Raw genomic sequence first — 12,815 nt, 5'->3', positions numbered from 1 at the left:
CGATGAGCTACACCAACTTCACCCTCGACATCGACGCCGATGGCATCGCGCTGGTCACCTGGGACATGCCCGACCGCTCGATGAACGTCTTCACCGAAGAGGCGATGCTGGAGCTGAACGCCATCGTCGACAAGGTGGCGAGCGACGCGTCGATAAAGGGGGCGGTGATCACCTCCGGCAAGGACACGTTCTCCGGCGGTGCCGACATCACCATGCTGCAGAAGATGCTGTCGAAGTTCGCAGCCGATAAAGCCAAGGACCTGGACAAGGCGACCAAGGCATTGTTCGACAATGCCGGCTACATGACCGGCTTGTTCCGCAAGCTGGAGACCTCAGGCAAGCCGTGGGTATCGGCGATCAACGGCACCTGCATGGGCGGTGCGTTCGAGCTGTCGCTCGCTTGCCATGGCCGTGTCGCGGCCGATTCCGACAAGGTCAAGATGGCGCTCCCCGAAGTGAAGATCGGCATCTTCCCGGGTGCCGGCGGCACTCAGCGCGTGCCGCGGCTGACCGACCAGCAGCAGGCGCTGCAGATGCTGACTTCCGGCCAGACGCTGTCGCCGCAGAAGGCCAGGTCGATGGGCCTGATCCATGAGATTGCCGAACCGACGAAGCTGGTCGAAACCGCCAAAGCCATGATCAAAAATGGCTTGAAGCCAGTGGCGCCGTGGGACGAGAAGGGCTTCAAGCTGCCCGGCGGCCCGGTCTATTCGGTGGCCGGCGCCAATCTGTGGCCACCTGCAATCGCCATCCTGCGTCGCGAGACCTATGGCAACTATCCGGCCGCCGCGGCCATCCTGAAATGCGTCTATGAAGGCTTGCTGGTGCCGTTCGACACCGGCTTGCGCATCGAGCAGCGTTATTTCACCGAAATCATGCAGACCAGAGAAGCGGCGGCGATGATCCGCTCGCTGTTCGTGTCGCTGCAGGAACTGAACAAGGGCGCGCGTCGTCCGGCCGGCGTGCCGGAAACCAAGTTCAAGAAGATCGGCGTGCTCGGCGCCGGTTTCATGGGCGCCGGCATCGCCTATGTCACGGCCAAGGCCGGCATTCCGGTGGTGCTGCTCGACCGCGACATGGACGCTGCCGCCAAGGGCAAGGCGCATTCGGACAGCCTGATCTCGGATCAGGTCAGGAAGGGCCGCGCCAAGCCGGAGGACAAGGACAGGCTGCTGTCGCTGATCACGCCGACGGCGGACTATGCCGACCTCACAGGCTGCGACCTGGTGGTCGAGGCGGTATTCGAGGATTCGGGCGTCAAGAAGGACGCCACCGAAAAGGCGGAGGCCGTGCTGAAGCCGTCGGCGATCTTCGCGTCGAACACGTCCACCATCCCGATCACGTCGCTGGCGAAGGATTCGGCGCGGCCGAAGAATTTCATCGGCATCCATTTCTTCTCGCCGGTCGACAAGATGATGCTGGTCGAAATCATTTTGGGCAAGAAGACGGGCGACAAGGCGCTGGCCACCGCGATCGACTTCGTCCGCGCGATCAAGAAGACGCCGATCGTCGTCAACGACACGCGCGGCTTCTACGTCAACCGCTGCGTGCTGCGCTACATGTCGGAAGCCTACAAGATGTTGATCGAGGGCGTTCCGGCGCCGATGATCGAGAATGCGGCGAAGGCCGCCGGCATGCCGGTCGGCCCCTTGGCGCTGACGGATGAAACGGCGATCGACCTCGCGCAGAAGATCATGAAGCAGACCATGCGCGATCTCGGCGACAAGGCGGTCGACCCGAAGCAGATGACGCTGATCAACACGCTGGTCGACACGCATGGCCGCTTCGGCCGCAAAAACGGCAAGGGTTTCTACGACTATCCGCAAAAGCCTGCCAAGAAGAAGCTGTGGCCGGGCCTGAAGGATCTCTATCGGCAGTTGCCGCCTGAAAAGGTCGACTATGAGGAACTGAAGCAGCGGCTCCTGGTCATCATCGCGTTGGAGGCGGCCCGGGTGATGGAGGAGGGCATCGTCACCGATCCGCGCGAGGCCGATGTCGGCTCGATTCTCGCCTTCGGCTTCGCGCCCTTTACCGGCGGCGTGCTGTCCTACATCGACGGCATCGGCGCAAAAAAATTCGTCAAGATCGCCAAGGGTCTTCAGAAGAAGTACGGCGCCGAGTTCAAAGCGCCGAAGCTCCTGCTCGACATGGCAGAGAAGGGTGAGACTTTCTACGAACGCTTCGATCCCTATGCCAGGAGCGAGGCCAAGAAGGCGGCGTGACGCCGCCTTCGGTGGTGGACAAAATCACGGCCACCGGTTAGAACGGAGAAGGTATTTTTTCCTGTTCGGAAGGAGGGCAAAAGTGCTCTCGCATGACCGCGTATGGGCCGCCATCGATGCTCTCGCCGAGCGCTATTCGCTCTCGGCCTCGGGGCTGGCGAAACGCGCGGGCCTCGATTCGACTGCCTTCAACAAGTCGAAGCGGCTGTCCTCGGATGGGCGGCCGCGCTGGCCGTCGACCGAGTCGCTGGCCAAGATCATCGAGGCGACCGGCGCCTCGCTCGACGAATTCACCGGACTGGTCGAAGGCCGGGGCAAGACCGTTCCCGGATCTCTGCCGGCACAGACGTCTTCGGTGCCGCTGCTCGGCTTCGCCCAGGCCGGCGCCGGCGGCTTTTTCGACGATGCCGGCTTTCCCGTGGGCCAGGGCTGGGACCTGATCGAGCTTCCGGCACGGGCGACCGAAACCTCCTATGCGCTACAGGTCCAGGGCGATTCCATGCTGCCGCTCTACCGCAACGGTGACGTGCTGATCGTCGAGCCGGGCGCCGCCACCCGCAAGGGCGATCGCGTCGTCGTCAAGACCTATGCCGGCGAGGTAATGGCCAAGGTGCTGGACCGTCAGACGGCGAAGTCGATCATGCTGGTCTCGCTCAATCCCGATCACCCGGATCGCGACATCCCGATGCGCGATGTCGAATGGGTGGCGCGGATTGTCTGGGCAAGCCAGTAGGGGCCGCCGGTGCGTCCGCTTCATGCCGCCGCCGCGGTGTTGACGATCCTGGCAATGGGGGCTGCGATTGCCGCAGGTGGCCGCGCCGTGCTGCAGGACGAAAATGGGCGCGTCGCGGCTCGGGCGCAGGCCGGCATCGCGGCGCAATCCCGAGCGCCTGCTGCATCAGCAAATCCGCGACCCAAGGCGGCGAGCCCAGAGGCGCATTCCAGGGCCATCGATCCCGAAGTCGTCGCGCCGCCGCAGCTTCAGCCGCAAGAGCTTGAACGGGTCGAGCCGCGCGCGCCGCTGAGTGAGTTGGCGCTGGCCGGACCGCCCAAGCCGCCCAAAACGAAAATGCCCGACGACTGGAACGGGACAAAACTGTTCCAGCCGGTTGCATCGGCCGCCGGTGTGATCGAGGCCAAGGGCTACTCCGTCGCGATTTCCGGCGTCGACATCGTCAGGCAGGACGAAACTTGCACCGACGGCGGCAAGTCGTGGACGTGTGGCACCCGGGCGCGAACGGCGTTCCGTGCCTTCCTGCGCGGTCGGGCGGTGGTCTGCACGGTGCCACCCGAGGGCGGCCGCGACCTGATCACCGCCGATTGCCGCGTCGGCCACCGGGATGTCGGCCAGTGGTTGATCGAAAACGGCTGGGCGCGCGCCGCCAAGGGTGGCCCTTATGTCGAGACCGGCGAGAAGGCCCGTATGGCGAGGAAGGGCATTTTCGGGCCGGCGCCCAGTCTCTCCGGCCTGCCTCCGGCGCCAGCCCCTTTTGCGGCCACAGCCCAGCCGACGCAGCCGATTCTCGATCCGTCGGCGACGGCTACGCCGACATCCGAGACGACTGCTACGCCGCCAACTGACCGGCCAGCGCCTTCTGAATGAGCGCGCGGGTTTCTGCGATGCCGTAGAGCGCGGCGAAGGAACCGAAGCGCGGGCCGCGCTCTTGTCCGATCAAAATCTGGTAGATCATCTGGAAGAAGGCGACGGAGACGCCCGGCCCGCCTTCCGGGCTTTGCTTCGAATGGTCCTGATAGCGTTCGATCTTGCGCGCGACGTTGAGCGCGGCATTCTGGATCGCCTCGCCATCGGCATCTGGCGGCAATGCGGCGAGCGCTTCGGACAGTTTCGTCAGCGCCTCGCGCTCGACCGGGTCGGCGGCCCGGTACACCTTGGCCGGCTTCACGAAATCGTCGAAATAGCGGATCGCATATTCGGCCAGCCGGTCGAGCTCGGGATGGGTCTTCGGCGTCACGCCTGAGGTGTGGCGCAAAATGAACCCCCACAGCACGTCCTTGTTCTGGGCGTTCGAGGCGCTGACCAGATTGAGCAGCAGCGCGAACGACACCGGCAGGTCGACGACAGGCGGGTTCCCGTCATGCATGTGCCAGACGGGATTTCCCAGCCGCTCCTTCCACTCCTGCCGGCGATAGGCGGACAGAAAGGCGTAATACTCGTCCACCGCCTTCGGAATGACGTCGAAATAGAGCTTCTTGGCCTGCCGCGGCCGCTGGTACATGTAGAGCTCGAGGCTTTCGGTCGGCGCGTAGGTCAGCCACTCGTCTATGGTCAGTCCGTTGCCCTTCGACTTCGAAATCTTCTGGCCGTTCTCGTCCAGGAACAGCTCATAGACGAAATGCTCGGGAGCGCGCCCGCCCAGGATATTGCAGATACGGTCGTAGATCACCGCATTCGTCTGGTGGTCTTTGCCGAACATTTCGAAATCGACGCCGAGCGCCGCCCAGCGCATGCCGAAATCCGGCTTCCACTGCAGCTTCACCCTGCCGCCGGTTATGGGCAGCGTGGTTTCGGTGCCGTCATCGTCGAAGGTGATCGTGCCGGCCTTGGCGTCGACATGCTTCATGGGGACGTAAAGCACGCGGCCACTTTTGGGGGAAATCGGCAGGAACGGACTGTAGGTCGCCTGACGCTCCTCTCCGAGCGTCGGCAGCATCACGTCCATAATCTTATCGAAACGTTCGGCAGCGCGCAGCAGAACGTCGTCGAAACGGCCAGCCCTGTAGTATTCCGTCGCGCTGGCGAACTCGTAGTCGAAGCCGAACGTGTCCAGGAAACGGCAAAGCATTGCGTTGTTGTGGTCTGCGAAGCTCGCATAGTCGCCGCCGAAAGGATTGGGGACGGACGAGAGCGGCTTGTGCAGGTGCGGCTCGAGTGCGGCGCGATCGGGGACGTTGTCCGGAATCTTGCGCATGCCGTCCATGTCGTCGGAAAAGCACAAGATCTTGGTCTTGACCGTGTCCCGGGTGAGGACGCGGAAGGCGTGGCGCACCATCGAAGTGCGTGCGACTTCGCCGAAAGTACCGATGTGCGGCAGCCCCGACGGACCGTAGCCGGTCTCAAACAGGACGGTCTCGGGAAAGTCAGTGTCTTTGTAGCGCTCGACGATCTTCCTGGCTTCGTCGAACGGCCACGCCTTGCTTTCAGCCGCTGCCGCAAGCACCTCGGGATTGAGATCGATGATGTTTGATCCCGCCATGTCACCGTTTCCAAATTATTCGCCGGCATCGCCGCAAAAAGGGATGATTTTTTCAACCGGTCTCTAGGCGTGCCTGCCGTGGGCGTCAACGATCGCGGCTCTTTTTCCTTGCGACGTCGGTGCCTCGTTCCTAACTTCGGAGCCCGTTTGAGGAGTTTTAAATGCCGTTGCCGCCGCAAGAAGCCCTGATCTATCTTATGGTCATCACCTCCGCGTCCGATCGCGACATGACAAATGTCGAATTGGCGCGGATTGGCGACGTCGTCCGCTCATGGCCGGTGTTCGAGGACTTCGACCACGACCGGCTGGTCGGCGTCGCCCAGGACTGCCAAAAGTTGCTGCACGAAAAGGACGGCTTGGAAGGCGTTTTGGCGCGCGTCGCTGAAGCACTGCCCGATCGCCTGCTTGACACCGCCTATGCCGCGGCCTTCGAGGTTGCGGCCGTCGACCTCGAAATGCGCTTGGAGGAGGTGAGGGTGCTGCAGCTTATCCGTCGCCAGCTCGATCTCGACACGCTCACCGTCGCCGCCATCGCCCGTGCTGCCAAGGCTCGCCTGCGCACGCTGACTTGATCCAGACGCCAACGGGTCAGAAGAAGCTGACCGGGCCGGATCAGAAAAAACTGACCGGGAAGTAGCGCAGATAGAATTCGGCAAAGATACCCTTCACTGAAATCTCCTGCAGTGCGTAGTCGAACGCTGCGGCCAGCGCTGGATCGTTGGCCCTGGTGGCGATGGCCATACCCGACCCCAGATATTCGGGCGCCAGATAGGGACCGCCGGCAAAGCGGCAGCAGGCTGCGGCATTCGAACTACCCAGCCAGAAGGCGAAGCGCATGCCGTCGCCGAAGCCGGCGTCGACCTTGCCGGCCTTGAGACCATCGTAGAGCGCTTCCAGCTGCGCGAAAGGAACGACCTGAACGGTGCCGAAATAATCGCGCAGCATCCGCTCATGCGCGGAGCCTGCGACCACGCCGACGCGCTTGCCACGCAGTCTGTCGAAGATAGGCTCCGTGAGCGCCTTTGCCTTCGGCATGATGAAGCGCGCCGGAAACTGCAGGTAGGAACGCGAGAAGGCATATTTTGACCGCGACTCCGGCGTGGCGGCAATGCCGGCAATGATCGCTTCCCCTTCGCCCTTCTGCAGTGCCCCTTCGAGCTCGGCCCAAGGCAGCGCCTGGATCTGGCATTTTTCGGCGATGCCGAGCTCGGCGCAGATCGCGCGCCCCAGATCGACATGGAAGCCGGACAAGCGGCCCGCTCCGTCGAGGAAGTTGAACGGCGGGAAATCGGTGGTGGTCAGGAATCTCAGACGCGGCAGCGCGGACAGGTCAGGCTTCGGCAGCCGCTCCTTGGCATCCCACAGCACCGGCACTTGCGGCTCCGCGGCACGCGCTCCCGTGAGCCACGCTGCCCCCGTCATTGCCAGCATCAAGACGATGGTCATCCACCGAATCGTCACGATCGAGCTCCGCCCTGTCCTGTCCAATGTGGCTTTTGGTACGAAAATGCCACAGGCACAACGGTTTTTGATTTCATCACGCCGATTTAGGGCTATGCTTCAGCGAGCTTGCAAACATGTGTGGCGGTCGGCTGGAGGGTAGCCGCAAGCCGCTGCAAACTGAGGGGAGCAGGTTTGTAATCCGGGGTCGAGGGCAAAGTGCGGGTCAAGCACTGGGCCGTTGATCTCAACGCGGGAAGGCAACATGGGGTAGATGTTGCAATGGGCCACTTCGATCGCACACTGGAATTCATAGATCAGCTGCAGCACGCCGATACGGCGGCCGCGGTCTGCGAAAAGCTGCTTGGCATAACCTCGGAGTTCGGCCTGACGGCGCTGATGGCCGGAACGGTTCCGCAGCCGGGCACGCCAAGAGGCCAGCAAAAGGACCATGTGCTGCTTTGCGAGTGGCCGGGAGAATGGCTGGAGCGCTATGTGGCGCGCAACTATGTCGACCATGACCCCGTCGTCAGCCATATGAAGCAGTTGCAGGCGCCGTTCCAGTGGCGGGAAGCGTCCCAGAGCATCCGCATCGACAAGAGCAGCGGCGAAGTGATGGGCGACGCCGGCGAATTCAAGCTGCGCGACGGATTGGCCTTCCCGCTGATCACGCTCGATGGCCAGATCGTCATGGTGTCGCTGGGCGGCGAGGCCGTCGAATTGTCGGGCGCCGATTTTGGGCTGGTGTCGCTGGTGGCGACCTATGCGATTGGCCGCGCCATGCAGATCCACACGATGGCGGCCAAGACCCTCGACCACCACGTCGAACTGACGCCGCGTGAGCGCGAATGCATGCAATGGGCCGCCGTCGGCAAGTCCGAATGGGAGATTTCACAGATTCTCGGCATTTCGGAACACACATCAGAGAAACACCTTCTTAACGCCAAAAGCAAACTCGGTGCCGTCAACCGGGTGCAGGCGGTCGCGGAAGCGATAAGGCGCGGCTATATTAGCTAGCTCGGCCGTGCCGGCCTAGAAATTCTTGCCTACGTGATCGCGTAATTTCCTCGGGACAGCCCGGCCGTATCTTCCTATTGAACCTAGGAGACGGCAGATGCTTTTTTCCCTTACAACACAGGAACTTATGGAACGTCCCGACCTTTGGGAGGCCGTTCATCGCTTACGCTACAAAATTTTCGTCGAGGAGATGGGGTGGACCGATCTGCAGCGCCCCGACGGCCTTGAGATCGATCAGTTCGACCATGACGAGGCGGTGCACCAACTCGTCATCCGCAATGGCGAGCTCGCCGGTTATCAGCGGATGTTGCCGACAACGCGTGCGCATCTTCTGACCGAGGTGCTGGCGGACCTCTTTGAAGGGACGCCGCCATCCGGGCCGAACGTGTGGGAACTGACCCGCTATGCGGTCGCGCCGGGCTTTCGTGACGGCAAGCGCGGCGTCTCCACGGTCGGCACCGAGCTCATTGCCGGCTTCGTCGAGTGGGGGCTGAAGCGGAATGTCAACCAGGTGATCATCGAGTTCGAGCCGATGTGGGTTCTGCGGGCGCTGCAGTTGCACTTCCTGGCGAAGCCGCTTGGCTACCAGCGCACCTATGGCAACCAGCAGGTCGTCGCCACACTGCTCACCTTCAACGAGCACACGCTTGAGGTGGTGCGGTCGCGTCGCAGTCATTTCGCGCCGGTCCTGGCCAGGGGATATCCCGACAGGCTCGGAATGAGGCAGGCCTCGTGAGAATTGGAGACAGCCATGAACATCCACCCGCAAACAGAGTTCCGCAATCATTCGTTGATCGTCACGGTGTCGTCGGATGACGGCCGGCCGGTGCTGGACGGGCGAGCCTATGAAAGCCTGGCCAGGATCTTCCACGAAGCTGCAATCGACGATGATGTGCGCGTCGTGGTGCTGCGCGGCCTCGCCGGCTGCTTCTGCCTCGGCGGCGATTTCTCCGAGTTCCTCGACGCCACCAAGCATCAACGGTTGATCGCTGCCGTCACCGACATGTTCCGCACGTTGGCGACGTTCCCCAAACCGGTCCTTGCCTGTGTCGACGGCGATGCCGTCGGTGTCGGCTGCACCATCCTGTTCCATTGCGACATGGTGATCGCATCTGACGAAAGCACGTTCCGGGTGCCGTTCGTCGATTTCGGCCTCGTGCCGGACGCGGCGACCAGCATCCTGGCGCCGCAGAAACTCGGTTATGCCGGCGCTTTCCGCTTCTTCTGCCTGGGCGACACGCTCAGTGCCGCGGACGCCAGGATGCTGGGCCTGGTCACGGAGATCGTGGTCGGCGACGTCGAGGAAGCCGCACTTGGCAGAGCCAGGCAACTCGCCAAGAAGCCGGTTGCCGCACTGCTGCAGACGCGCGACCTGCTCAAGGGCGACACAGGCGCACTCTGCGATCGCATCGACCAGGAGATTTCGCTATTTCAGCAGGCTTTGCAGGACGATACCACACTGCGGCGGCTGCAGCGGATTGCCCGGCTGGCGGCATGAGACGTCATTCGGCAGAATGACAAAAATATCCGGAATCGTGCCGCGCGTCCTTGGGGGCGCGCGGCAGCGCTTCAGGCCTGTCTTCCCAGGAACGAAGGCCCTTCCCCGATGATTTTCTTGTCTTCCTTGCCGATGGCGTCGAGATCGCGGCCGTCATAGGGAAGCGACAACAGGATGCGCCGGATGATGGCAAGTCGCGCGCGCCGCTTGTCGTTGGCCTGGATGATGATCCAGGGCGCGAATTCCTTATGGGTGCGTTCGAACATGAGATCGCGCGCCTTGGTGTAATCGTCCCATTTGGCGATGCCGGCAATATCGATCGGCGAGAATTTCCAGTTCTTCAAAGGACTCCAGCGGCGATCGTGAAACCGCTCAAGCTGTGTTTCCCGACCGATGTTCAGCCAGAATTTGAAGAAATGGATGCCCTCGTTGCAGATCATCCGTTCAAAATACGGCGTCTCGTCCAGGAATCTCTGATGCTGCTCCGGCGTGCAGAAGCCCATGACCGGCTCGACGCCGGCTCGATTGTACCAGGAGCGGTCGAAGGTGACGAACTCGCCGGATGTCGGAAAGTGCGCGACATAGCGCTGGAAATACCATTGCCCGATTTCGGTTGGGCTAGGCTTGGTCAGCGCCACGTTGCGCGCAGTCCTGGGGTTCATGTACTGGCGCAGCGCGAAGATTGTGCCGCCCTTGCCGGCGGCATCGCGTCCTTCGAACAGCGACATCACCCGCTTGCCCGTCGATTGCAGCCATGCCTGCGCCTTGACCAACTCGATCTGCAGCCGCTCGAGCGTCTCGTCATACTCGTCGCTTTTCATTTTCTTGTCGTAGGGGTAGCCGCCGGCGGTCAGCTTGTTGTCCTCGATCCAGTCCGGAAGCTTGGGATCCTCGATGTCGAACTCGAACTCCTTGCCGTTGATCCGGATCTTTTGCGGACCCGGAACAGGCGCGGCGGCATCTTCCTTGGGGTTTTCCATCGAGACCAACCTTTCCAGCTTCCGGACTCATGCTATTGGGAGCCTTACTGCATCGGCCCGAAAATCGGAATCGATTTTCGAAAGGAACGATGCAGCAGATTAGTGATAGCGACGGTCAGCGGGAAGTTTCCAACCTGCCGGTCGGGGTGGGGACGGAGGCATAGTGCGCGCGAATGGCTGACAGTAGCTGACAATGGCTTTTATGGGCGGCGCAGAACAGCGAACCACGGCGCAAGCCGTCGCCACCCGGTTGTGGAACAGCCGCTGGCTGCTTGCGACCGGCATCGTCGCGATCTTGACGGTCTATGGTTTCGCAGACATGTCCTTCTATGTTGTGCTGCTGGCATGTGCGGTGCTGCTGCTCGCCGCCGCGATGCTGCCGGCCGGCGTAGCGCGCCAATCCGCGGAGGATGCCGCGGCGATCGAGGCAGGCGGGCTGCAACAGCTGTCGGGAGAATATCTGGCGGCTGCCGTTGCCGATCCGCTGATCATCTTCGATCGCGCCGCGACGATTGTCCATGCCAACGCCGCCGCCTTCGCCGCCTTCGGCGGCATCGCACCGGGCATGTCGCTGTCGCTGAAATTCCGCGCGCCCGAGATGCAGGCCTTGCTGGACAGTATCCTGTCGGGCGCCGCCGCTTCGGACGTCGTCGAATATACCGAAAAGCTGCCGGTCGAACGGGCCTATCGCGTGAGTGCATCTTCGGTCGGCCACGGCACCGACCTCTATGTGCTGGTCTTCAAGGACCAGAGCGAGGCGCGCCGGATCGACCGGATGCGGGCCGACTTCATCGCCAATGCCAGCCATGAGTTGCGAACTCCGCTCGCCTCGATTTCCGGTTTCATCGAGACGCTGCGCGGCCCGGCCCGCAACGACCCGGCGGCGCGCGAGCAGTTCCTGCAGATCATGCACAACCAGACCGGCCGCATGGCGCGCCTGATCGACGACCTGCTGTCGCTGTCGCGGCTGGAGATGAAACCCTATCTGAAGCCGGGAACCGAGGTCGATCTCCGCCAGACCCTCGACAGCGTCATCGATTCGCTGGGTCCGCTTGCCCGGGAAAACGGCGTTGCCATCGAGCGGGATTTCGCGAAAGGACCACTCAATGTGCCGGGGGATCGCGATGAACTTTTCCAGGTTTTCGAAAATCTGCTGGAAAACGCCTGCAAATACGGACAGTCGGGTGGACGTGTCGTGGTGACGATTGCCCACAGCGATGACGGTCCCGAACCGGGCATCGACATCACCATCCGGGACTTTGGCCCCGGCATTCCCGAGGAGCACATCCCGCGCATCACCGAACGTTTCTACCGCGTCGATGTCGAAAACAGCCGGACCCAGAAGGGCACCGGCCTTGGCCTTTCCATCGTCAAGCATATCCTGACGCGCCACAACGCCAGGCTGTCGATCAAGTCGGAGGTCGGCAACGGCGCAGCTTTCACGGTGCATTTGCCGGTGCACTGACACCTCACTATCTAAGCACGCGCCGGCCCGAGTACCGGAAGACTTTAGGACCACCCGATGCGTGGATACAGGACTTTAGAGCCTACTCTGTGGCCTAGTGGACGCACGTCGCTCTATCGCTTTCTTTTTTCTGTCATCCGGCTAGCGTATCAGCGGGGATTCGAGGAACGACTCGGACCAGAAGACCCGGGAAGGCATCTCCATGCAGTCCGTGCACATCGTCAGCGCCTATGACGAGGAGCTGAAATATCTGTCGAAGCGCATTGCCGCGATGGGCGGGCATGCCGAACGCATGGTCGAACAGGCGATTGCGGCCCTGGTCAACGCCGACCCTGGCCTTGCCCAGAAGGTCATCCGCGACGATGCCGTTCTGGACCAGGGGCAGCGCGAGATCGACGACAAGGCGATCATCATCATCGCCAAGCGCCAGCCGATGGCGACGGATTTGCGCGAGATCGTCGGCGCGATCCGCATCTCGGCGGATCTCGAGCGGGTCGGCGACCTCGGCAAGAATGTCGCCAAGCGCGTGGTTGCCGTCATAGAAGGGCGCCAGCCGACCAGCCTGTTCCGCGGCATCGAGGCTTTGGCGGACCTGGCGTTGACGCAGCTCAAGGAAGTGCTCGACGTCTACGCGTCGCGCTCGGTGGAAAAGATCGGCTTCGTGCGTGACCGCGACGATCAGATCGACGCCGTGTACACCTCGCTGTTTCGCGAGTTGCTGACCTACATGATGGAAGATCCGCGCAACATCACGCCCTGCACGCACCTGCTGTTCTGCGCCAAGAACATCGAGCGGATCGGCGACCACGCCACCAATATCGCCGAGACGATCTACTACATCGTCACCGGCGACCAGATGCCGGCCGAGCGGCCGAAGGGCGACAAGACAGACAAGATTGTGCTTCCCGCAACGCTACCGGCGAAGTGAGCGGCTGCCTCTCGAACCCATTGCTGATTTAGGCTAAGCTTTACCGAACG

At 62.3% G+C, this 12,815-nt stretch carries 12 protein-coding genes; 9 read left to right on the top strand and 3 right to left on the bottom strand.

Annotated features, from left to right (window positions below):
• Positions 1–2 precede the first annotated feature (2 nt).
• The 3 genes from AC0L3D_RS04450 to AC0L3D_RS04440 all read left to right on the top strand — a co-directional run bounded on the left by AC0L3D_RS04450 (position 3) and on the right by AC0L3D_RS04440 (position 3,825).
• Positions 3–2,222 carry a 3-hydroxyacyl-CoA dehydrogenase NAD-binding domain-containing protein gene (locus AC0L3D_RS04450; protein WP_473627975.1) on the top strand — a complete coding sequence of 740 codons (2,220 nt, stop codon included), beginning with the start codon at positions 3–5 and terminating at the stop codon, positions 2,220–2,222.
• An 82-nt stretch (positions 2,223–2,304) separates the two neighbouring features.
• Complete coding sequence (locus AC0L3D_RS04445; RefSeq protein WP_128170882.1) at positions 2,305–2,955, top strand: S24 family peptidase; 651 nt, start codon at positions 2,305–2,307, stop codon at positions 2,953–2,955.
• 9 nt (positions 2,956–2,964) lie between these two features.
• Entirely contained in the window at positions 2,965–3,825 is an 861-nt protein-coding gene (locus tag AC0L3D_RS04440) for a thermonuclease family protein (protein ID WP_473627977.1), read from the top strand.
• Here the strand turns inward: AC0L3D_RS04440 and AC0L3D_RS04435 are convergent.
• Positions 3,788–5,437, bottom strand: coding sequence for a lysine--tRNA ligase (locus AC0L3D_RS04435; protein ID WP_473532161.1), 1,650 nt, complete (start codon positions 5,435–5,437; stop codon positions 3,788–3,790). The two genes, AC0L3D_RS04440 and AC0L3D_RS04435, sit on opposite strands and share 38 nt — an antisense overlap.
• A gap of 161 nt (positions 5,438–5,598) precedes the next feature.
• On the opposite strand from AC0L3D_RS04435, the gene AC0L3D_RS04430 reads away from it, so the two are divergent.
• A complete protein-coding gene (locus AC0L3D_RS04430) occupies positions 5,599–6,009 on the top strand; it encodes a tellurite resistance TerB family protein (RefSeq protein ID WP_023802174.1) in 411 nt (136 codons plus the stop codon).
• A gap of 40 nt (positions 6,010–6,049) precedes the next feature.
• Here the strand turns inward: AC0L3D_RS04430 and AC0L3D_RS04425 are convergent, their stop codons facing one another.
• Complete coding sequence (locus tag AC0L3D_RS04425) at positions 6,050–6,868, bottom strand: transporter substrate-binding domain-containing protein (RefSeq protein WP_473643290.1); 819 nt, start codon at positions 6,866–6,868, stop codon at positions 6,050–6,052.
• A 291-nt stretch (positions 6,869–7,159) separates the two neighbouring features.
• Here AC0L3D_RS04425 and AC0L3D_RS04420 point away from each other — a divergent pair, with 291 nt between their 5' ends.
• The 3 genes from AC0L3D_RS04420 to AC0L3D_RS04410 all read left to right on the top strand — a co-directional run bounded on the left by AC0L3D_RS04420 (position 7,160) and on the right by AC0L3D_RS04410 (position 9,392).
• Complete coding sequence (locus AC0L3D_RS04420) at positions 7,160–7,894, top strand: helix-turn-helix transcriptional regulator (protein ID WP_023802176.1); 735 nt, start codon at positions 7,160–7,162, stop codon at positions 7,892–7,894.
• 97 nt (positions 7,895–7,991) lie between these two features.
• Positions 7,992–8,630, top strand: a complete 639-nt coding sequence (locus AC0L3D_RS04415) for an acyl-homoserine-lactone synthase (RefSeq protein WP_027155170.1) — start codon at positions 7,992–7,994, stop codon at positions 8,628–8,630.
• A 15-nt stretch (positions 8,631–8,645) separates the two neighbouring features.
• Positions 8,646–9,392, top strand: a complete 747-nt coding sequence (locus AC0L3D_RS04410; RefSeq protein ID WP_084646899.1) for an enoyl-CoA hydratase-related protein — start codon at positions 8,646–8,648, stop codon at positions 9,390–9,392.
• A gap of 71 nt (positions 9,393–9,463) precedes the next feature.
• Here the strand turns inward: AC0L3D_RS04410 and ppk2 are convergent, their stop codons facing one another.
• Positions 9,464–10,372 carry a polyphosphate kinase 2 gene (gene ppk2, locus AC0L3D_RS04405; protein ID WP_473627981.1) on the bottom strand — a complete coding sequence of 303 codons (909 nt, stop codon included), beginning with the start codon at positions 10,370–10,372 and terminating at the stop codon, positions 9,464–9,466.
• 193 nt (positions 10,373–10,565) lie between these two features.
• On the opposite strand from ppk2, the gene AC0L3D_RS04400 reads away from it, so the two are divergent.
• The gene (locus AC0L3D_RS04400; RefSeq protein WP_473643239.1) at positions 10,566–11,837 is read left to right on the top strand and encodes a sensor histidine kinase; all 1,272 of its coding nucleotides are present in this window, start codon (positions 10,566–10,568) and stop codon (positions 11,835–11,837) included.
• Positions 11,838–12,039: 202 nt separating this feature from the next.
• Positions 12,040–12,765, top strand: coding sequence for a phosphate signaling complex protein PhoU (phoU, locus tag AC0L3D_RS04395; protein ID WP_023802181.1), 726 nt, complete (start codon positions 12,040–12,042; stop codon positions 12,763–12,765).
• Positions 12,766–12,815 lie beyond the last annotated feature (50 nt).

Source organism: Mesorhizobium sp. WSM4837, assembly GCF_055811435.1.
This window is presented reverse-complemented; position numbering and strand designations above follow the sequence as displayed.